Origin of the sequence: Pseudoduganella sp. SL102 (assembly GCF_027856995.1) — a bacterium.
In the GTDB taxonomy this organism is placed as follows: domain Bacteria; phylum Pseudomonadota; class Gammaproteobacteria; order Burkholderiales; family Burkholderiaceae_D; genus Rugamonas; species Rugamonas albidiflava.
On sequence record NZ_CP115554.1, the window covers coordinates 2021118 to 2041763 of the forward strand.

Consider the following 20646-nt stretch of genomic DNA (forward strand, 5'->3'; position numbering starts at 1 on the left):
AGGGATTTAGATGACTTTTCTTTCGATTCTCTGCGCGCTGCTGCTCGAGCAAATGAAGCCGCTGCGCGCGGATAACCCGATCTACGCCAACATCAAGCTGTTCGCGGTGCGCATGGAAACCTGGTTCAACGCGGGCCAGGCAAGTCACGGCCGCATGGGGTGGTTCCTGGTGATGGCGGCGCTGATGGTGCCCACCGGGTTGATCTACTGGGTACTGCTGCGTTACAACCTGATCCTGGGCGCGTTCGCGTGGAATGTGCTGATCGTCTACCTTACCCTGGGATTTCGCCACTATAGCCACTATTTCACATCGATCCAGCTGGCGCTGAACGCCGGCGACGAAGCCGCCGCGCGCGCGCTGCTGTCCGAATGGACCCGGCAGGATACCGTGGGACTGGAAGCCGCCGAGATTGCCCGCATCGCCGTCGAGAAGGCATTGATCACCACGCACCGCAACGTCTTTGGCGTGTTTTTCTGGTTCCTGCTGCCGCTGGGCCCCGCCGCCGCCGTGATGTACCGCGTGTCCGAATACCTGGCGCGCGCCTGGAACGAGCCGGATCACATGAAGAACGAAGCGTTCGGCCAGTTCGCCGCCAGGGCGTTCTACTGGATCGACTGGATCCCCGCGCGCCTGACCGCGGTGGCCTTCGCCGTGGTCGGCAATTTCGAGGATGCGATCTACGCGTGGCGCAACTTCGCCCATCGCTGGCGCGACGAAGCGATCGGCATCATCCTGGCCGCCGGCGGCGGCGCCATGGGTGTGCGCCTCGGCACGCCGCAGGAAAACGCCGCGAAGGTGGTGCCGGCCGATGCCGCCACCGTCGACATCAGCGACGTCGAGGTGGAAACCCTGCCCGGCGACGAACCCAGCGTGCGCGCATTGCAGAGCACCGTGGGCCTGGTCTGGCGCGCGCTGCTGCTGTGGATGCTGCTGCTGCTCCTGATGTCCGGCGCCATGGCGCTGGGCTGATGCCCGCGGCTGCCGCGCACTGCGGGAAAACGCGATCGCGCGAACCGGCTTACAATGCGGTGCGCCCGCTTGCTGTCGGCAAGCCGGGCGCGCCGGCTGGCATGGCGCGAACGATCTTTATTCGCCATTCCAGTCCGCCGCAGTCGGGTACTGCCGTGCCAAGTCTTCTATAAGATATAATACTCAGCACGTTTTGCTCAGTACGTTTTGCTCAGCACGTTTTGCTCAGCACGTTTTGCTCAGTACGTTTTGCCCAGTACGTTCCCAGCGCATTTTCCTGTATCTCTGCCACGTATCAGTTTCTTAGCCTATGGCCAGCGAGTTCTTCATTCTTGGGCTTACCACCGACGGCAAGCAGTTTCGTCCCAGCGACTGGGCCGATCGCCTGTGCGGTGTGATGTCATGCTTCCGGCCCGCGGGCACCGGTGGCCGCAATGCCCACCTGCAGTACTCGCCGCTGGTGCGGCCGACGATGATCAACGGCGTCAAGGCCGTCGTCGTCGACGAGACCCTGAAGGACATCGAACCGATGGCCTATCACTTCGTCAAGCAGTTCGCCGTCGACAACAAGCTGCAGGTGGTGGACGCGTGCTACGTGCCGGCCCCGGGCGACAAGCAATAGCGTCTTCAAACCGCGTCTTCACACGGCGTCTTCCCATGCCGGCGATCGCCGCGTAGGATAGGGTTTTGCCAACGCGACTTGCGAACCCACATGACCCAACGCCGTGCTTCCACACGCAGTGACATCCTGCGCCGCGCCACTCTTCATGCAGCGCTGCTGTCCTGTTTCAGCTTCACGTTCATCGCTCCCTCGGTCCATGGCCAGGCCCTGCCGCCCGGCGTGGTCAAGGGGCCGTCCGTCGAAGGCATCACCGAATACCGCCTGCCCAACGGACTGAAGGTCCTGCTGTTCCCCGATTCGTCGAAACCCACCGTCACCGTCAATGTCACGTACCTGGTCGGCTCGCGCCACGAGAACTACGGCGAAACGGGCATGGCGCACCTGCTCGAACACCTGCTGTTCAAGGGCACGCCGAAGCACCGCAACATCCCGCAGCAGTTCTCCGAGCGGGGCATGAACTTCAACGGCACCACGTCGCAGGACCGTACCAACTACTACGAAGTGTTCCCGGCCAGCTCGGGCAACCTGAAGTGGGCGCTGGAGATGGAAGCGGAGCGCATGACGAAATCGTTCGTCGCCAGGAAGGACCTGGACTCCGAAATGACGGTGGTGCGCAACGAATACGAGGCCGGCGAGAACAGCCCGTTCGGCGTGCTGATGAAGCGGATGGAGAGCGTGGCCTACGACTGGCACAGCTACGGCCGCTCGACGATCGGCAACCGCAGCGACATCGAGAACGTGAAGATCGAGAACCTGCAGGCGTTCTACCGCACGTACTACCAGCCGGACAACGCGGTCTTGCTGGTGGCCGGCAAGTTCGATCCGTCGCAGACGCTGTCGTGGATCAGCAAGTCGTTCGGCGTGATCCCCAAGCCCAAGCGCAAGCTGCCGCCGTTCTGGACGGTCGAGCCGGCACAGGATGGCGAGCGCCAGTTCGCCGTGCGGCGCAAGGGCGACGTGCAGTTGATCCTGGTCGGCTACAAGGTCCCGGCCGGCCTGCACCCGGATGCCGATCCGCTGCAGTTCATGAGCCAGATCCAGGGCGACGCGCCGAACGGCCGCCTGCACAAGCTGCTGGTGGAAACCGGCAAGGCGGCGCAGGTGTTCAGCTTCGGCCAGACCGGCTATGCGCCGGGCCTGCAACTGTTCGGCGCCGTGGTCAAGGCCGGGCAGCCGGTCGAGCCGGTGCGCGATGCGCTGGTCGACGCCATCGAGGGTTTCGCCAAAGCCCCTCCCAGCGAGGAAGAGATGGAGCGCACGCGGCGCAACTTCACCAATGGCATCGAGAAGGCGCTGAACGATCCGCAGCAGGTCGGCGTGGCGCTGTCCGAGCAGATCGCCCTGGGCGACTGGCGCCTGCTGTTCCAGGGCCGCGATGCGCTGCCGAAGATCACCGCGCAGCAGGTGGCCGAGGCGGCCGGGCGCTATTTCAGGCGCGACAACCGCACGGTCGGCCTGTTCCTGCCCGAGGACGCGCCGCAGCGCGCCGTCATCGGCGCCGCGCCGACCGCGCAGGAAGTGATGAAGGACTACCAGGCGCGTGAAAGCGTGCTCACGTCCGAGAACTTCGACCCGAGCCAGGACAACATCATGGCCCGCACCGAGATCCGCAAGATCGGCGGCATCGAAGCGGCCCTGCTGCCGAAGAAGAACCGCGGCGAGACGGTCGCCGTCAACCTGCGCCTGCACTGGGGCGACGAGAAAAACCAGTTCGGCAAGTCGATGGTGTCCGCCGTGGCAGGCGAAATGCTCACGCGCGGTACCGGCAAGTACACGCGCGCGCAGCTGGCCGACGAGATGTCGAAGCTGAAGATGACCGGCAGCAGCGTGTATCACTTCGAAACCACCCGCGAAAACCTCGATGGGGCAATGCGCCTGATGGCCCACGTGCTGAAGGAACCGAGCTTCCCCGAAGCGGAGTTCGAGCAGCTGCGCCAGCAGTGGATCGTCGGCATCGAAGCCAACCGCAACGAACCGCCGGCACTGGCCAGCCAGGCGCTCAGCGAATACTTCGACCACTGGCCCAAGGGCGATCCGCGCAACGTGATGACGGTCGACGAACAGCTGGCCGAACTGAAGGCGATGAAGCTCGACGACGTGAAGGCCTACCACCGCGAGTTCTACGGCGCCTCGCATGGCGAGCTGGCGATCGTGGGCGACTTCGACAAGGAAGCCGCCAGCAAGACCGTCGCCGACACGCTGTCCGGCTGGAACAGCAAGGCGGCCTATGCGCGCATCCTCGATGCGAACGCGGAACGCCCCGCGATGCGCAAGGCGATCGATACGCCGGACAAGGAAAACGGCTTCTACATCGCGCGCCTGAACCTCGACCTGCGCACCGACGACCCGGATTATCCGGCGCTCGAGCTGGCCAACTTCATCTTCGGCGACGGCGGCCTGAAGTCGCGGCTGATGGACCGCATCCGCCAGAAGGATGGCCTGTCCTACGGCGGCGGTTCGTCGCTGTACGTGGGCGACATCGACCGTGCCTCGAACTTCACGATCAACGCGATCGCCGCGCCGCAGAACCTGAAGAAGGTGGAAGCGGCGGTACGCGAGGAACTGGCGCTGGCGCTGAAGACCGGTTTCACCGCCGCCGAAGTGGCCGGTGCCAAGTCGGGCCTGTTGCAGCAGCGCGTGCAGAACCGCACCCGGGATGGCGTGGTGGCCAGCGCCTGGACCAACTTCCTGTACCTGGACCGCACGTTCGCCTGGAGCAAGCAGCATGAGCAGAAGCTGCAGGCGCTGACGGTCGAGCAGGTCAATGCCGCGTTCCGCAAGCACGTCGATCCGGCGAAGCTGGCCGTGGTGGTGGCCGGCGACCAGTCGAAGGCGAAGTAAGGGAAGGGCCGCAAGGCAGGGCATCGAACAGGTGCCGCAAACCAGCGCGGCAAACAAGCACGCCAAGCAAGCGCGGCAAGCTGGCGGCATGGTGCGGGGCGCCGCTGCGGGTCATTCATGGCGTGCGGTGGCGCCCCGTTTTTTTCATTCCGTCGCGCCATAGGCCCGTTCGTCGCATCGCTCGGTCATCGGCGCAGCCTGGCGCTACGATGTGTTTTTCTTAACGTCGAGGAAAACCCATGTTCCAGCGTTCCGCCATCGCCATCGCCATCATCGCCTGCGCCGCCCTGCTGTCGCCAGCACCGTTCGCCGCTGTCCATGCCGCCCCCGTCCAGGCTGCGCCTGCCCAGGCCACGCAAGACGCACTTGCCGCCAGCATCGATGCGCTGCTGGCGCCCCATTTCAAGGCCGATGCGCCGGGCATCACCGTCATCGCCACGAAGGATGGCAAGCCCGTCTTCCGCAAGGCGTATGGCATGGCCGATGTCGGCGCGAAGCAGTCCCTGGCGGCGGACGCCGTGCTGCGCCTCGGTTCGATCACCAAGCAGTTCACCGCCATCGGCATCCTGATGCTGGCCGACGAAGGCAGGCTGGCGCTCACCGACGACATCACGCGCTTCCTGCCCGGCTATCCGGCCGATGGCCGCAAGGTCACCGTCGAACACCTGCTGACCCATACCTCGGGCATTGTCAGCTACACGAGCAAGCCGGACTTTCGTGACGTGATGGGCAAGGACGTCAGCGTCGAACAGGCCATCGACTACTTCAAGAACGATACGCCGGAATTCGCGCCCGGCAGCACCTTCAGGTACAACAACTCCGGCTACTTCCTGCTCGGCGCGATCATCGAGAAAGTGTCCGGGCAGCCGTATGCCCGCTTCATGGAGCAGCGCATCTTCAAGCCGCTCGGCATGGCCCATACCGGCTATGAAGGCAGCGGCGCCGGATTGACGCCCGTGCCGGGCTACAGCGTGCGCGACGGCCAGGCCACGCCGAGCGCACCGCTCAGCATGGCCTGGCCCTACGCGGCCGGCGCGCTGGTGTCGAACGTGGACGACCTGGCGCGCTGGCAGGCGGCGCTGGCCGAGGGCAAGCTGGTGCGCCCGGAAACGCTGCGGCGCGCGTTCACGCCGTTCACGCTGGCCGACGGCAAAGCCAGTCCGTATGGCCATGGCTGGTTCATTGGCCAGCTCCATGGCACGCGGCTGGTCTTCCACGGCGGGAACATCAACGGGTTCAGTACCGATGCCGTGTGCCTGCCGGACGATCGCGTGTATGTCGCCATGCTGGGCAACCGGGAAGCGGGTGCCGGCGGCGTGCCGCTGGAAAAACTGACGCGCCAGGTCGCCATGCGCATCGCCGGCAAGCCGTTGCCGGTGCCGTCCGGCGCGAAACTCGATGCGGCCACGCTGGCCGGCTACGAAGGCGTCTATCCGGTCGACCCCAAGGTCAGCCTCGAGGTTGGCCGCGACGGCGATGGATTGGTGATGCGGCGCAGCGGCCGGCCTGCCGTGCCGCTGCTGCACTACAAGACCGACGGGTTCCTGCTCGGCGATACGCTGGCGACGGCGGCATTCACCCGCGACGGGAACGGCAAGGTCACGGCCATGACGATCAGCAGCGACCGCGGCGAGCGCGTGCACGAGCGGACACCCAGGGCGGGTGAAGCGCCGGGTCCCTGAGCTACGGCGTGCTCAGCTCCGCCACGAAATCGTACATGTCGCCGCGGAAGATCGACCGGCAGAATTCCACCGCCCGGCCGTCGCGCAGGAAGCCCAGGCGCTCGACGGCCAGCCCGGCATCGCCCTCGCGCGTGTGCAGCAACTGCGCCTGCTCGGCATTGAGCAGCAGCGCGGACAGGCGCTGCAGCGCGCGCACCGGGCGGTGGCCGGTCTTTTCCAGCGCTTCGTACATCGACACGCCGACCGCCTCGAGCGAGGGCAGGGCGGTGGCGACGATCGTCGCGTATTCGAGGCACATCGGCACGTCGTCGGCGAAGCGGATGCGGTTGAAACGGTAGACCGGCGCACCCGGCGACAGCCGCAGGCGCAGCGCTTCTTCCGGCGTCACGGTGCCCTCGGAGCGCTTCAGCCACACGCTGTGCGGGATGCGCCCGCGTGCGCGGATATCTTCCGAGAACGACGTCAGCTTGGCGAAATTCTTTTCGATGCGCGTGTTGATGAAGTTGCCCGAACCGGGCCGGCGCACCAGCAAGCCCTCGTCGACCAGGCCATCGATGGCCTTGCGCACGGTGATGCGGGAAATCGCCAGGTCGGCCGCCAGTTGCCGTTCCGCCGGCAGCGCTTCTTCCGGGCCGAAGACCCGCTGGTCCACCGCCTCGCGCAGCGCCCGCTGCAATTGCTGGTACAGCGGCAAGCCGGTCTGCCGCATGCCGCGCATGATGTCCGCCAGCGAAGTCAATGTGTTCTCCCGAATGGTCCGTCCGCGTGGTGAGGGCCTTGCCGGATGGGCAAGGATGGGCGGCGTCGATAATACCAAAAAAAGACCATACATAAAGCGGTCCGCATGCCTGCATCCTGCAAGCAAGGGGGAGTTAGCGCTATCTGCGGGGATTTCACCCCCAAGTGGTATGTATTCCTGATACAACATTACAAAAAAACCCCGAAATTGGTAGTGTTCTGGTATTGGTTGGCGTTATATTGGCGCTCGATTGGTTTTGTCAGTGGTAGGAGATTCGCGGCTGTGCCGTTGGCGGCGTACCGGCGGCGCGCGCGCCGCGAATCACGAAATGACCGGCCCGCGAAACGTCGGGCTCACTCAAGGGGGAGTAAATGAAGCGCATCCAGGCAGCACAACAATACAAGCACCGCCCGGCCAGCAACCGCCTGACGCCTGCGGCCGCCGCCGCCGCGATCCTGGTGCTGGGCATGGCCGCCACGGCCCACGCGCAGCAGTCCGCGGAAGGGGCAGGGGCAACGCAGGCCGAGCCGGAACGGGTGATCGTCACCGGCATCCGCGCAGCGCTGCAGCAATCGCTGGCCGTCAAGCGCAACGCGGCCGCCAACATCGAGGTCATCACGGCCGAAGACGTCGGCAAGATGCCGGACAAGAACGTGGCCGACTCGCTGCAGCGCCTGCCCGGCGTGAACATCAGCTCTTCCGCCGCCGGTTCCGGTGGCTTCGACGAGAACGATCGCGTGAGCCTGCGCGGTACCGCGCCCAGCCTGACGCAGACCACCATCAACGGCCATGCCGTGTCGTCCGGCGACTGGTTCGTCCTCGACCAGGTGGGTGGCGCCGTCGGCCGTACCACCTCGTATTCGCTGCTGCCTTCCGAGATCGTCGGCCAGGTCATCGTGCGCAAGGCGCCGACCGCCGACATGGTCGAGGGCGGCGCTGCCGGCTCGATCGACGTGATCACCCGCCGCCCGCTGGACTTCAAGGAGCGGCTGACCCTCGAAGGTTCGGTGCAGGCGGTGTACTCCACGCTGGCCGAGAAGACCGACCCGCAATTCTCCGGCCTGGTCAACTGGAAGAACGCCACCAATACCTTCGGCGTGATGCTGCAGGGCTTCTCCGAGAAGCGCAGCCTGCGCCGCGATGGCCAGGAACTGCTGCAGTACACGCAGATCGGCGCCAACAGCGCGCTGGCGCAGGCACGGCCGGACCTGGCCAACGTGTGGTACCCGCGCCTGATCGGCTCCTCGCTGTTCACCCAGGAACGCCACCGCAAGGGCGGCCTGGTCGCCGCGCAGATCAAGCCTTCGCGCGACCTGTCGGTGGAGGCGACGTACTTCAACTCGAAGCTGGAGGCGTCGAACTACAACCGCAACTACATGACCGACATGAATGGCAACGGCGCCATCGGCGGCAATGTGGTGCCGGATTCGTACACGGTGCGCAATGGCACGCTGACCTCGGTCAGCTACAGCAACAAGGGCACCGCCGCCGCGCCGCTGCGCTACGGTATCGTCGACGACATCGTGCGCGAAGGCGCCTATGCCAAATCCGAATTCCTCGACCTGAACGGCAAATGGCGCGTCAACGATCGCCTCACCTTGTCCGGCCTGATCGGCAAGACCCGCGGCACCGGCGCCACGCCGTCGCAGGGCGTGTACGAGGGCGACGTGAACAACTCGGGCGTCAGCTACCAGCTGAACGGCCTGGGTTCGCCGGCCACCGTGAAATTCCCGAGCATCGATACCTCCGTGTTTACCGGCACGGTGCTGGACTGGGTGTTCGGCTACAGCCCTGCCACCACGTCGGATGAGGAAACCTACGGCCAGATCGACGCCGCCTTCCGCCTCGACAACGACACCTTCAAGGAAATCAAGTTCGGCCTGCGCGGTACCGACCACGAGCGCAGCAACTTCGCCATCTCGCAGGGGCCGAACTGGGCCAACACGGAGCCCGGCACCGCCAACACCAACCCGGCCTGGAACGGCAACACCTATCCGGGCGATTTCGGCAAGGACCTGGGCGGCGACTTCCCGCGCAATGTGTGGGAGCTGGACCCGGCCATCCTGCAGGCATGGGGCGCCGAGCACTCGAACCGCAGCGCCGAGCGGATCTACTATCCGGACATGTTCAACCTGACGGAAAAGACCAAGGCGGCCTACGTGTCGACCGAGATGGAAGGCGAGGGCTGGAGCGGCAACCTGGGCGTGCGCGTGGTGCGCACCGAGGGCGAGTCGAACGGCTACCAGATACTGCCGAACCAGCTGCCGGGCGGGAACCTGCCGGCATTCCCGTGGGGCGGCTTCGTGCAGCAGACGCGCATCGAGAACAACCACACGGAAATCCTGCCGAGCCTGAACCTGCGCTTCGACGTGCGCAGCGATGTCGTGGCCCGCTTCGGCGCGTCGCGCACGATGACGCGGCCGGACTTCGGCGCGCTGGGCGGCACCGTGTCGCTGACCGATGAAACCCATACCGGCAATGGCGGCAACGCGGCGCTGAAGCCCACGCTGTCGAACAACCTCGATGCCACCGTGCAGTGGTACTTCGCACCGCGCGCGCTGGCGTCGGTCGGCCTGTTCTACATGGACCTGCACAACTACGTGGGCTACGGCGCCAGTACCGGCACCTTCATCGACAGCCGCGCATCGCAGCAATCCGGCCAGCCCACCTTCGCCACCTACACGATCACGTCGCCGGTCAACGTGGACGCCAGCGTAAAGGGCATCGAACTGGCGCTGCAACTGCCGCTGGGCGCCGGCTTCGGCATGGACGGCAATGTCACGCTGTCCGATTCGAAGCAGGACTTCGGCAGCTGCCCGGCGACGCAGACGATGACGTCGTCCGACCCGTGCGACATGCTGGGCGCCTCGAAGACCACCGCCAACGTCGGCGCCTACTTCGAGAACGAGCGCTTCAACTTCCGCGTCGGCTACGCGTGGCGTTCGGCATACCTGGCCGCGCAGGACCGGGGCACGCCGCTGTACCAGGACGCGGTGGGCCAGCTGTCTGCCTCGCTGAACTGGAACATCACGAAGAACGTCGTGCTGACCGTCAGTGGCCAGAACCTGAACGAGCCGATCCTGAAGAACTACGTGTACAACAAGGACCAGCCCGGCCGCTTCTACGCCAACGGCGCCCAGTACTACGCCGGCCTGCGGTTCAAGTACTGATCCAACGACACGACGGCGGCAGCGTCCTGGTGTCGGACACCGGCATTTCGGTGTCCGGCACCGGTTTTTCGCACAAAGGCGCCAGTACGTCCACCCCAAGGGCAAATGCCGGGGTCAGACCCGCCGGGTCTCGTATCTTGAGCGTACCGGCAATTCAGTGGATACTTCCGCTGCAGTTCCGGCCAGGCAAGGTCACACCGCTCGGGATTAAGGCTTCGAGCCTGTGGGTCAGATAGGTGGCCTTGCCTGTTTTTTCATTGAAGTCCGTACGGTATCTTGGGACGGCGTTCTTACGCTAAGCCCGCATACGAGAGAGGAAATGATGGAAATGGCAGTAACCCCGGTAGTTGGCGTTGATGTGAGTAAGAAGAAGCTCGATATTGTTCTGCTGGTCAGTGGCAAAGCGAAATCGAAGACGCTCAGCAATACGCCGGAGGGTTACCAGGAACTGGTTCAATGGTTGGTCAAGCAGAAGGTCTCTCCAGACAGCGCTCACGTGTGTCTGGAAGCGACCGGTGTCTATAGCGAGCCGCTTGCTCTGTGGTTGCACGATGCGGGCATCATGGTGAGCGTCATCAATCCAGGCTGCATCAAAGGTTTTGGGCAGTCCGAAAACATCCGCAACAAAAACGATCAAATTGACGCCGGGCTGATCGCCCGATTCTGTGCTGCGAAGAGGCCGCCAGTTTGGGTGCCACCTCCAAAGGAACAGCGTGAACTCAAGGGTTTGAGCGATCGGCTGCTTGCGCTCAAGGACATCAGGCAACAGGAAAAGAACCGGATGGAAGCTCATGATTTTGCCGGTCAGGGCGACTTGGTGAAAAACGTCGATGAGCACGTAAAATGGCTCGATCAAAAGATCACCGAGCTGGAAAAGGAGATCGACGATCACATCGACAGGCATCCTGGCCTGAAACATGACGCCGATCTGATGCGCAGTATTCCGGGCATTGGCAGCACTACGATAGCTAAGGTCCTGGGCCACATTGGTGACATTAGGCGCTTCGGATCGGCCAAGGCACTTGCGGCATTTATTGGAGTCAGTCCAAAGCAAAAAAGCTCTGGAACATCAGTGCGCGGTCGGACAAGCATGAGCAAGATCGGCAACAATGATCTGCGTAGTGCACTGTACATGCCTGGCATGGTCGCCAAGCGGTACAACACCTTGCTGAAGACCTTTGCCGAGCGCCTGAGCGCCAATGGCATGGCTCCCAAGGCCGTCACCGGCGCCGTCATGCGCAAGCTGGTTCATCTGATTTACGGCGTGGTTTGCTCTGGCAAGCCATTCGACCCGAATTTTTTGAATTCGGGCCTTGCAAAACAAGACGGTATCTGACCCCAGCCCTTCGCTGTTGGGGTGAATGCATGCGCATGCAATGCATCGGCAATCGCTTAACCAAGCGGTATTGGGGGCAGCCCCTGGTTTTGGGCAATATCAGGCATTCATGAGCATTCCCGCGATCGAACTGACTGGCACCACCGCTGCGGGCTTCGCAACCGTCTTGGCGGAGCAGCGGCCGGTCGTGTTGCGCGGCTACGTGAATCACTGGCCGGCCGTGGCGGCAGGGCGCCGGTCGCCGGAGGCGCTGTGCCGCTACCTGCTGGGATTCGACCGCGGCACGCCGGCCGATACGGTACTGATGCCGCCCGAGGTGAAAGGGCGGCTGTTCTACTCGCCCGACATGCAGGGCTTTAACTTCGTGCGCAGCAAGCGGACGGTGGCGGCCGTGCTCGAGCAGGTGGCGCGCTATTCGCAGTTTCCGGCGGCGCCGGCGGTGGCGATGCAAAGCGCGCTGCTGGACGATGTGCTGCCCGGCTTCGCGCAGGCCAACCGCGCAGCGCTGGCGGATCAGCTGGACGATCCCGCCATCGCGCCGCGGCTGTGGCTCGGCAACGAAGTGATCACGCCGGCGCATTTCGACGAGTCGCACAATCTCGCATGCGTCGTCAGCGGGCGGCGCCGCTTCACGCTGTTCGCGCCGGAGCAGGGCGCGAACCTGTACCTCGGCCCGCTGGATTTCGCGCCGACCCCCACGCCGATCAGCCTCGTGTCGTTCCGCGCGCCCGACTACCGGCGCTTTCCGCGTTTCAGGGAAGCCGAACGGCACGCCATCGTCGCCGACCTCCGGCCGGGCGACTCGCTGTACATTCCCTCGCTGTGGTGGCATCACGTCGAATCGATCGGCGTGCTGAACACCATGGTCAACTACTGGTGGACCGCGCCGGCGGCGCACGGCCTGACGAAGGCCGACGTGCTGGCGCTGGCTACGGAGAACCCATGAACAAGATGACATGCGCGGCCGCGGCCGCGACACTGCTGGCGCTGTGCGGATCGGCCGCGCTGGCTGCGCCGCGCGTCGTCGTCAGCCCCTATAAATTCCTGCCGCTGAACCGCGCGCCGGCCCATGTGATCGGCACGCCCGATGCCACGCCCTACCTGGCGAAGGGGCCGGTGGCACTGACCTGGGCGTTCGCGACGGGCGAATGCGGCAGCGAGGTATGGCAAGGGCAAACCGGTGCCGAAGTGGCGCAGGCCAACGTGGCCGGCTTTGCGAGAGCCGGTATCGACTACGTGATCTCCACGGGCGGGCAGGGTGGCGTATTCACCTGCGCCACCGATGAAGGCATGGAGCGCTTCATCGCGCGCTACGATTCGCCGCACCTGGCCGGCATCGACTTCGATATCGAAGCCGGGCAGACCGGCGAGCAGATCGCCTCGCTGGTGCGGCGCGCGGCCACGGCGCAGAAGAAGCGGCCGCAGCTGCGCTTCTCGTTCACCGTCGCCACGCATGCGGCCTCCGACGGCAGCAGGCGCAGCCTGAACGCGCTGGGCGAAACGATCCTTGCCGCCGTGCGCGCAGGCGGCCTGCGCGGCTGGACCTTCAACCTGATGGTGATGGATTACGGCCCGCCGGCGGCCGATGCGTGCGTGCTGCGCGGCGCCGTGTGCGACATGGGCCGCTCGGCCGTGCAGGCGGTGCGCAACGTGCACGAGAAATATGGCATCCCGCTCGCGCAGATCGAAGTGACGCCGATGATCGGCGTGAACGACATGCCCGGCAACGACTTCACGCTGGACGATGCGCGCGTGGTGGGCGCGGCGGTGAAGTCGATGGGGCTGGCCGGGCTGCACTGGTGGTCGCTGGACCGCGACCAGCCGTGCAAGGTGCCGGTACAGGGCGCCAGCGACCGCTGCAGCGGAATGGAGGGTGCCGCGGGCGCGTTCGATGCGGCGTTCCGGGAAGGGCTGGGCGGCGGGCGCTGAGGACGGCGGGGGATACCGGTGTCGGACACCTTTCCGGGTGAAGCGTCCGGAAAGGTGTCCGGCACCAGGATGCCGGCGCCAACAATAAAAAAGCGGGGAAGGCCATCGGCCTTCCCCGCTTTCGATGCGCCAGGGCGCCGGTGATTACTGCGCTGCCTGCGCCTGTGCGTTGCCGCCGGCCGGGCGGTTCACCCACATGATCCAGTAGCGTGCCAGGTCGCCGCGGCCGTCGGTGCCGGTCACGGTCTGCAGCGTCTTGATCGCGTCGTCCTTGCGGCCGGCCAGCGCGTACGAGTAACCCAGGCGCAGCTTGGCATCTTCCGCGTTCTGCAGGCCGCCCTTGGCGATGCCTTCCTGGATCAGGGCGATGCCCTTGTCGTGCTGGCCCAGCGTCACGTACGCATAGCCCAGGTTGATCAGGCCGGTGCCGTTCTTCGACTTGCGTGCCGAGGCTTCGCCGGTGCCGATGTTCTTCGTATCGTCGGCGGCCTGCTTGTCGGCCTGCGCGCGCAGCTTCTTGTGCTCGGCGGCCTTGGTACCGGTGCCCAGCACGCCGTTCGAGAAGCCGGCATCCAGCGCCTGCTTGGCTTCGATCGGCTGGCCGGCCAGCAGCGCCAGTTCGGCCAGTGCCGTGTACTCTTCGGCGGCCATCTTCGACACGGCCGCTTTTTCAAGGCGCAGCACGTCCAGCGCGAAACGGTTCGAGTAGCTGGCCTTGCCCTGGGTGCGGCTCAGCAGGTCGAGCCAGTAGTCGTCGTTCGGGTAGTAGCGCACCAGGTTTTCCAGCGCCACCAGGTAGGTGGCCTGGTCCTTGGTTTTCGCGCCGGAGTTGGCCAGCAGCTGCAGTTCTTCCAGCTTCGGCGTGGTGCCGGCCTTCTGGTGCGTGTCCAGGTCCTTCAGCAGTTCGGTCTTCGCGGTGGCGAAGTCGTTGTTGAAGTAATGGGCGCGGATGATGTACGGGCGCACCTTGGTATCGCCGGTTTCCGTCTGGTAGCGGTTGAACCAGGTGATTGCCTTCGCGTAATCCTTGTTGTTGTAGTACTGCGTGGCCAGTGCCTGCACGAAGTCGCGCTGTTCGGTCGGCTGCAGCTTGCCGGAGTTGATCACGGCTTCCAGCGCGGTGGTCAGCGCGGCGGTGTCGTTGGTGGCCGATGCCACCGAGATGCGCATGCGGTTCAGCACGAAATCTTCGTACACGGTGCGGTTCGGCAGTGCTTCGGCCTGGGCCAGGCGGCTCTTTACTTCGTCGTAATTCTTGGCATCCATCAGCGGCTTGATCTGGGCCGGATCGACCAGCTTGAAGATCTCAGGACGCACGGTGTCCTTCGGTGCCTCGGCCGGGGCAGCGGGCTTGTCTTGTGCGAACGCGGCCGCGGGCAGCGCGAAAGCGGCGTTCAGGCCAATGGCAGCCAGCAGCAGGCTGATGCGGGCGAGACGGAACTGGGGCATGATGAAAAAATCCTTCAATCAAGGGGACAAACACTTATTGTCCCATAAATTTTAATAACGTTAGGTTTCAATTTACGCAACGACGGCGACGCGTAAAGATACTACCAAAGCCCTTCCAGCGCCATTGGTACCGCAATCAACTCCCTCATCGCGCCGCCGCCTCCTGCCCCTGGCCATCCGGCTGCCCGCCCGGCTGTTCGGCATCGTCGGCCACCCGCGATTCCATCGGAATGAACTGCGACAGCAGGGCGACGGGGATCGCCGCCACCAGCACCCACACGAAGAAGCGCTGGTAGCCGAGCGCCGCCTGGATATCGCCGCTGACCCACTTGAACAGCACGAAACCCAGCTGCATGATGCCGGTCGAGAAGGCGTAATGGGCCGTCGTGTACTTGCCGGGCGCGACCACCTGCATCATGTACAGGATGATGCCGACGAAGCCGAAGCCGTAGCCGAACATCTCGGCCGACAGGGCGGCGCCGATGATCACCAGGTCATGCGGGTGCCAGGTGGACAGGTACCAGAACACCAGGTTCGGCAGGTTGACGGCCAGGATCAGCGGCAGGATGGCGCGGCGCAGGCCGAGCCACGACGTGAAGTAGCCGCCCGCGATCGAGCCGATGATGAAGGCCACGGTGCCCGAGGTGCCGTACACGATGCCCACTTCCGCGGTGGTGAGGCCCAGGCCGCCCTGGTCGACCGCATCGCGCAGGAACAGCGGGCCGATCGTCTGCACCTGCGCCTCGCCGGCGCGGAACAGGATGATGAACAGGATCGACACCCAGATGCCTGGCTTGTTCAGGTAATCGATGATGACTTCCTTCAGCGTGCGGGCGATGCCGGCCGCGGTGTGGTCACCCTGGCCGGCCGCCGCGGCCGCGTTGCGCGCCGTCGGCAGCGACCAGGCGTGGTACAGCCCCAGCGAGATCATGGTGCCGGCCAGGATCAGGAAGATGATCGTCCACGCATTCGTCACGCCCTGCGTCTTTTCCAGCTGGCCGGCCAGGATCACCAGGCCGCCCAGCGAGATGAAGCGCCCGGCGTTGAAGAAGGTGCCCGTCCAGCCGGCGTACTGCGCCTGCTGCTTCTTGCTGAGGCTGGCGATGTACAGGCCGTCGCAGGCGATGTCGTGGGTGGCCGAGCTGATCGCCACCAGTCCCAGCATCGCCACGCTGGCCGCCAGCCATACCGGCAGGTGCAGCGCCAGCGCCACCAGGCCCAGGCAGGCGCCGCCCAGCAGCTGGAACGTGACCACCACCGCCTTCTTGCTGGGCGCCAGTTCCAGGAACGGGCTCCACAGCGGCTTGAAGACCCAGGCGGCGCCGATATAGGCGGTCCAGTGCGCGATATCCTCGTTGGCCACGCCCATGCTCTTGAACATCAGCCCGGCGATCAGCGCCACGGCGAAGTACGGCAATCCCTGGGCGAAGTACAGCGAGGGAACCCAGAATGGCGGGCTGGCTCCCTTGGCGTCGGTCTGCATCGGCGATGTCCCGTGATGGTGTTGGTTCAGGCGAAACCCGGTACCGGGCATGTGCCGGCCGCTTCCAGGTCGCCGGCAAGCCAGGCCGCGACGGCTTCCAGTGCCGGCGCGGCGAAGCCGTAGGTCATCAGTGCCGGCGCATCGATGTCGAGCGCCTGGTAGGGGTTCCACAGCGCCACGTGCAGGTCCGGGCGCCAGGTGGCGCGCGCATGCGGGCCATAGCGCAGGCGCGAAGTGGACGCGAGGATCGTATAGCGGCCATCGGCCGGCAGGGCGGACCAGTCGAAGTTCTCGGCATCGGCGAACGTGACCAGCTCCACGTCGTGCAGGTGGCGCAGCGCATCGGCCACGCGGGCGGCCGGCACGCCGGCTTCCGACACGCCGTCGCTGACGACATCCTGCCGCACCACCAGGCGCACCTTGGCGCCGGGCGCAGGCCGCCGCGGAGCGCCGCGGCTGGTGAGCGCACGGCGCCATCCTTCGGCCATCACGGCGCGGTCGGCGGCGTCCTCGGTGTACTCGCGCGGCGCACAGGGATATTTCGCCGCGAGCGCCGACAGCCGGGCCAGGCGTTCGTCGACCTGGGTGCGGCTGATGGTGCCGTCGGCGATGGCCCGGGCGATCGCGTCGAGCGTCTCGTCCTGCGTTTGCGGGGTGCCGAGCGCCATCACCATGTCGGCGCCGGCGGCCAGTGCGCGCACGGCCGCGTTGCCCGCGCCGTAGCGGCCGGCGATCGCGTGCATGTCGATGACGTCGGTGATGATCACGCCGCCGTAGTTCCACTCGCGGCGCAGGATGCCGTCCAGGATCGCCGGCGACATCGTGGCCGGATTGGCGGCATCGATGGCGGGGTAGACGATGTGCGCCGTCATCACGGCCGGGGCCACCGGCGCGGCGGCGCGGAACGGCGCGAACTCGAACGCTTCCAGTTCGGCGCGCGGCTTGTCGACAGTGGGCAGGTCGCGGTGCGAATCCACGCTGGTGTCGCCATGGCCGGGGAAGTGCTTGACGCAGCAGGCCACGCCTTCTTCCTCGCTGCCGGCCATCCACGCCATCGCCAGCTGCGCCGCGCGTTGCGGATCGGCGCCGAACGAACGCTCGGCGATCACCGGGTTGTGCGGGTTGTTGTTCAGGTCCAGCACCGGCGCGAAGTTCCAGTTGAAGCCCAGCACCTTCACGGCGCGCGCCACGGCGGCGCCGGTGCGGTGCGCCAGGGCCGTATCGTCGGCGGCGCCCAGGCCCATCGCCGCCGGCGGTGCCGGCACCCAGGTCGAGCGCACCACGGCGCCGCCTTCCTGGTCGATCGCGATCAGCGCTTCGGGGCCGAGCACCGCGCGCAGGTCGGCCGTCAGCTTCGACAGCTGCACCTGGTCCGTCATGTTGCCGCGGAACAGGCACACGGCGCGGATGCCGTTCTCTTCCAGGAAGCGGGCCGTGGCGGCATCGAGTTCGGTGCCGGGAAAGCGGATCATGATCAGCTGGCCGGCCAGCTTGCGCAGGGCGTTCGGTGGTTGGTTCATTGGTTCGTGGCCGATGGGATTGCGTTGAAGGAAAGGCCGATCTAGCTGGTCTTGGTGACCTTGGACAGGTGCCGCGGCTTGTCCGGATCGAGCCCGCGCGCGGCCGACAGTTGCGCCGCCATCACGTAGAACGCCTGGATCGCCACGATCGGATCGAGGTCGGGCGTGGCCGCCACCGGCAGCGTCAGGTCGCGCTGCGCCACGTCTTCCGGCGCCGCCAGCAGCACGCGTGCGCCGCGGCCGCGCATCTCGTCGGCCAGCGCCAGCAGGCCGGCCTGCGTGGGGCCGCGCGTGGCGAAGATCAGCAGCGGATACCCTTCGTCGATCAGCGCCATCGGGCCGTGCTTGATCTCGGCGCCGGAAAACGCTTCGGCCTGCAGGGCCGAGGTTTCCTTGAATTTCAGCGATGCCTCCAGCGCGACGGGGAAGCTGATGCCGCGGCCGACCACCATGATGTTGCGGGCCGGGGCCAGCACGTCCACGGCCTGCTGCCAGTCGGCCTGCGCGGCCGCGCGCAGCGCGTCCGGCAGCGCCGCCAGGCCATCCTTCAGTTCAGCATCGTCCTGCCAGTTCGCCACCAGCCGGGCGCCGGCCACCAGCGACGTGATGAAGCTCTTCGTCGCGGCCACGCTCTGTTCCTTGCCGGCGCGCAGCGGCATCGCCCACTCGGCGGCCTGCGCCAGCGGCGAGTCGATATCGTTGACCAGCGCCACGGTGGTGGCGCCGCCCTCGCGGAAATAGCGGATCGGCTCGACCACGTCCGGGCTCTGGCCCGATTGCGACACGGCGATCGTCAGCGTGTCGCGCGTCATCAAAGGCGACTTGTGCAGCGTGACGAGCGACATCGGCAGCGAGGCCACCACGCGCCCCAGCCGCGCCATGATCAGGTAGGCGATGTAGTTCGACGCGTGGTCCGAGCTGCCGCGCGCCACCGTGAGCGCGGTGGCGAAGGGCGTGCCGGCGAGCCGGCGGCCCAGCTCGGCGTAGCGGTCGGCGTCGTGCGCCAGTTGCCCGGCCACGCAGTCCGCCGCGGACAGCGCTTCCTTAAGCATCATTGAGGTCAATGCGTTCTCCTTCGATATAGACGGCTTTCAGTTGCAGGTCGCGGCCCAGCACCACGATGTCGGCCCAGGTGCCCGGGGCGAGCCGGCCGCGCTCTTCCAGGCCCAGGTAATCGGCGGCATGCGTGGACACGCGCGCCGAGGCGTCGGCCAGGTCGAGGCCCAGGCCGACGAGGTTGCGCAGCGCCTGGTCCAGCGTCAGCGTGCTGCCGGCCAGCGTGCCGTCCGGCAGCCGCACGCCGCCCATGCACTTGTGCACGGTGTGCCGGCCCAGCATGTATTCGCCATCGGGCATCCCGGTGGCGGAGGTAGAATCGGTGACGCAATACAGCCGCGGAATGGCGCGCAGCGCTGTCTTGATGGCGCCGGGATGCACGTGCAGCAGGTCGGGAATCAGTTCGGCGTATTGCGCATGCGCCAGCGCCGCGCCGACCATGCCGGGCTCGCGGTGGTGCAGGGGGCTCATCGCATTGAACAGGTGCGTGAAGCCGGCCGCGCCGTGTTCCAGGGCGGCCACGCCATCCTCATAGGAGCCCAGCGTGTGGCCGATCTGCACGCGCACGCCTTCGCCGGCAAGTTCGCGCACCAGCGCCAGGTGGCCGGCGATTTCCGGCGCCACCGTGATCACCCGCAGCGGAGCCAGGGTTTCCAGCCGCTGCACCTCGGCCAGCGTGGCGGCGCGGGCGAAATTCGGTTGCGCTCCCAGCTTGCCGGAATTGATGTACGGGCCTTCCAGGTGCGCACCCAGCACGCGCGCTTCGCCCTTGCCGCGCTGGCGTACCGCCTGGCCGATCGCGGCCAGTGCCACGTCGATGTCTTCCGGCGGCGCCGTCATCGTGGTGGCGAGGATGCTGGTGGTGCCATGGCGGGCATGGATCGCGGCGATCGCGTGGACCGCATCGCCGCCCTGCATCACGTCGCGCCCCGCGCCGCCGTGCACGTGCAGGTCGATGAAGCCGGGCAGGATGTAGTCGTCGCCGTTCGAACCGGGATCGGCGGCGGCGCCATCGATGCCGCTCACGCGGTCGGTAAAGGAAAGGGTACCGGCGATCCAGCCGCCGGCGCTCAGGATGTTGCCCTTGATGGTGCTTGGTTTGATGGCATCGTTCATCGACGCGACTCCGCTACGAATTCGTAATAATCACTGCGGCACCACGAGTGGGTCAGTTCCACCGCGGCACCGCTGTCCAGGTAGCTCACGCGCGTAATGTGCAGCATGGCCGTGCCAGGCGCGATGTTGGCCAGTTTCGCCTGCTCGGCGTTGGCGTTGACCGCGCGGATGTGCTGCAGCGCCCGCATCGGCACCGTGCCGTGCGCTTCCAGGTAGCCGTACAGCGAATCGGTGACGCGCTGCGGGTCCGGCACGTAGGCGGCCGGGATGGTCGATGTCTCGATCGCCATCACCACGTCGTCGGCCGTGCGCAGCCGCTTCAGGCGCGCCACCGGCATGTTGGGCGACAGGCCGAGCGACAGCACCTCCATCGGCGCGGGGATGCCGATCTCACGCTGCAGCCAGCGCGAACCGGCCGTGAAGCCGCGCTGGCGCAGTTCTTCCGAAAAGCTCGTCAGGCGCGACAGCGGCTGTTCCAGCTTGGGCGTGATGTAGGTGCCCGAGCCGCGCCGGCGCGTCAGCATGCCGCGGTCGCACAGCAGGTCGATCGCCTTCCTCGCCGTGACGCGCGAGATGCTCAGCGCATCGGACAGCACGCGCTCGGAAGGCAGTGCTTCGTTGGCGCGCCAGTCGCCGCCCGCGATGCCGTCGGACAGGCGGTTGGCCACCTGCATGTAGAGCGGCGTATCGCTGGCTGCATCGGGATGGAAATCACGCAGTCGGGCCGGCATGG

The 20646-nt window shown here is 66.1% G+C and carries 15 protein-coding genes; 8 read left to right on the plus strand and 7 right to left on the minus strand.

Annotated elements, in window-relative coordinates:
• Window positions 1-10 precede the first annotated feature (10 nt).
• The 4 genes from OU994_RS08580 to OU994_RS08595 all read left to right on the plus strand — a co-directional run bounded on the left by OU994_RS08580 (window position 11) and on the right by OU994_RS08595 (window position 6115).
• The gene (locus OU994_RS08580) at window positions 11-970 is read left to right on the plus strand and encodes a CobD/CbiB family protein (protein ID WP_281610409.1); all 960 of its coding nucleotides are present in this window, start codon (window positions 11-13) and stop codon (window positions 968-970) included.
• A 310-nt stretch (window positions 971-1280) separates the two neighbouring features.
• A complete protein-coding gene (locus OU994_RS08585) occupies window positions 1281-1592 on the plus strand; it encodes a DUF3579 domain-containing protein (protein WP_131147261.1) in 312 nt (103 codons plus the stop codon).
• Window positions 1593-1682: 90 nt separating this feature from the next.
• Window positions 1683-4433: a pitrilysin family protein gene (locus OU994_RS08590; protein WP_281610410.1), complete on the plus strand. Its 2751-nt coding sequence runs from the start codon at window positions 1683-1685 to the stop codon at window positions 4431-4433.
• A 239-nt stretch (window positions 4434-4672) separates the two neighbouring features.
• Complete coding sequence (locus tag OU994_RS08595; protein ID WP_281610411.1) at window positions 4673-6115, plus strand: serine hydrolase; 1443 nt, start codon at window positions 4673-4675, stop codon at window positions 6113-6115.
• Window position 6116: 1 nt separating this feature from the next.
• Here OU994_RS08595 and OU994_RS08600 read toward each other — a convergent pair whose 3' ends face one another.
• A complete protein-coding gene (locus tag OU994_RS08600; protein ID WP_281610412.1) occupies window positions 6117-6854 on the minus strand; it encodes a GntR family transcriptional regulator in 738 nt (245 codons plus the stop codon).
• 371 nt (window positions 6855-7225) lie between these two features.
• Between OU994_RS08600 and OU994_RS08605 the strand changes: the two genes are divergently transcribed.
• From OU994_RS08605 to OU994_RS08620, 4 genes are all read left to right on the plus strand, one after another.
• Window positions 7226-10024, plus strand: coding sequence for a TonB-dependent receptor (locus OU994_RS08605; protein WP_281610413.1), 2799 nt, complete (start codon window positions 7226-7228; stop codon window positions 10022-10024).
• Window positions 10025-10343: 319 nt separating this feature from the next.
• Window positions 10344-11360, plus strand: coding sequence for an IS110 family transposase (locus OU994_RS08610; protein WP_281606659.1), 1017 nt, complete (start codon window positions 10344-10346; stop codon window positions 11358-11360).
• Between the two features lie 109 nt (window positions 11361-11469).
• Complete coding sequence (locus tag OU994_RS08615) at window positions 11470-12306, plus strand: cupin-like domain-containing protein (protein ID WP_281610414.1); 837 nt, start codon at window positions 11470-11472, stop codon at window positions 12304-12306.
• Window positions 12303-13289 (plus strand): glycosyl hydrolase, encoded by a 987-nt coding sequence (locus tag OU994_RS08620; RefSeq protein WP_281610415.1) that lies wholly within the window; start codon window positions 12303-12305, stop codon window positions 13287-13289. Before OU994_RS08615 ends, OU994_RS08620 begins: the two co-directional genes overlap by 4 nt.
• A 144-nt stretch (window positions 13290-13433) precedes the next feature.
• On the opposite strand, the gene OU994_RS08625 is transcribed toward OU994_RS08620, so the two are convergent.
• The 6 genes from OU994_RS08625 to OU994_RS08650 all read right to left on the minus strand — a co-directional run bounded on the left by OU994_RS08625 (window position 13434) and on the right by OU994_RS08650 (window position 20644).
• Complete coding sequence (locus OU994_RS08625) at window positions 13434-14738, minus strand: M48 family metallopeptidase (protein ID WP_281610416.1); 1305 nt, start codon at window positions 14736-14738, stop codon at window positions 13434-13436.
• 145 nt (window positions 14739-14883) lie between these two features.
• A complete protein-coding gene (locus OU994_RS08630) occupies window positions 14884-16221 on the minus strand; it encodes an MFS transporter (RefSeq protein ID WP_131147253.1) in 1338 nt (445 codons plus the stop codon).
• 26 nt (window positions 16222-16247) lie between these two features.
• Entirely contained in the window at window positions 16248-17741 is a 1494-nt protein-coding gene (gene nagZ, locus OU994_RS08635; RefSeq protein ID WP_281610417.1) for a beta-N-acetylhexosaminidase, read from the minus strand.
• A 41-nt stretch (window positions 17742-17782) separates the two neighbouring features.
• A complete protein-coding gene (locus OU994_RS08640) occupies window positions 17783-18796 on the minus strand; it encodes an SIS domain-containing protein (protein ID WP_281610418.1) in 1014 nt (337 codons plus the stop codon).
• Entirely contained in the window at window positions 18786-19913 is a 1128-nt protein-coding gene (gene nagA, locus OU994_RS08645; RefSeq protein ID WP_131147250.1) for an N-acetylglucosamine-6-phosphate deacetylase, read from the minus strand. The genes OU994_RS08640 and nagA overlap by 11 nt, the downstream gene beginning before the upstream one ends.
• Window positions 19910-20644, minus strand: a complete 735-nt coding sequence (locus OU994_RS08650) for a GntR family transcriptional regulator (RefSeq protein WP_281610419.1) — start codon at window positions 20642-20644, stop codon at window positions 19910-19912. The genes nagA and OU994_RS08650 overlap by 4 nt, the downstream gene beginning before the upstream one ends.
• Window positions 20645-20646 lie beyond the last annotated feature (2 nt).

What these genes read in the sequence shown, in the direction of transcription:
- nagZ (WP_281610417.1), bottom strand. Translation starts at nt 17,741, where the DNA reads ATGAACCAACCACCGAACGCCCTGCGCAAGCTGGCCGGCCAGCTGATC.
- OU994_RS08605 (WP_281610413.1), top strand. Translation starts at nt 7,226, where the DNA reads ATGAAGCGCATCCAGGCAGCACAACAATACAAGCACCGCCCGGCCAGC.
- OU994_RS08585 (WP_131147261.1), top strand. Translation starts at nt 1,281, where the DNA reads ATGGCCAGCGAGTTCTTCATTCTTGGGCTTACCACCGACGGCAAGCAG.
- OU994_RS08630 (WP_131147253.1), bottom strand. Translation starts at nt 16,221, where the DNA reads ATGCAGACCGACGCCAAGGGAGCCAGCCCGCCATTCTGGGTTCCCTCG.
- OU994_RS08650 (WP_281610419.1), bottom strand. Translation starts at nt 20,644, where the DNA reads ATGCCGGCCCGACTGCGTGATTTCCATCCCGATGCAGCCAGCGATACG.
- OU994_RS08580 (WP_281610409.1), top strand. Translation starts at nt 11, where the DNA reads ATGACTTTTCTTTCGATTCTCTGCGCGCTGCTGCTCGAGCAAATGAAG.
- OU994_RS08615 (WP_281610414.1), top strand. Translation starts at nt 11,470, where the DNA reads ATGAGCATTCCCGCGATCGAACTGACTGGCACCACCGCTGCGGGCTTC.
- OU994_RS08620 (WP_281610415.1), top strand. Translation starts at nt 12,303, where the DNA reads ATGAACAAGATGACATGCGCGGCCGCGGCCGCGACACTGCTGGCGCTG.
- OU994_RS08590 (WP_281610410.1), top strand. Translation starts at nt 1,683, where the DNA reads ATGACCCAACGCCGTGCTTCCACACGCAGTGACATCCTGCGCCGCGCC.
- OU994_RS08625 (WP_281610416.1), bottom strand. Translation starts at nt 14,738, where the DNA reads ATGCCCCAGTTCCGTCTCGCCCGCATCAGCCTGCTGCTGGCTGCCATT.
- OU994_RS08610 (WP_281606659.1), top strand. Translation starts at nt 10,344, where the DNA reads ATGATGGAAATGGCAGTAACCCCGGTAGTTGGCGTTGATGTGAGTAAG.
- nagA (WP_131147250.1), bottom strand. Translation starts at nt 19,913, where the DNA reads ATGAACGATGCCATCAAACCAAGCACCATCAAGGGCAACATCCTGAGC.
- OU994_RS08640 (WP_281610418.1), bottom strand. Translation starts at nt 18,796, where the DNA reads ATGATGCTTAAGGAAGCGCTGTCCGCGGCGGACTGCGTGGCCGGGCAA.
- OU994_RS08595 (WP_281610411.1), top strand. Translation starts at nt 4,673, where the DNA reads ATGTTCCAGCGTTCCGCCATCGCCATCGCCATCATCGCCTGCGCCGCC.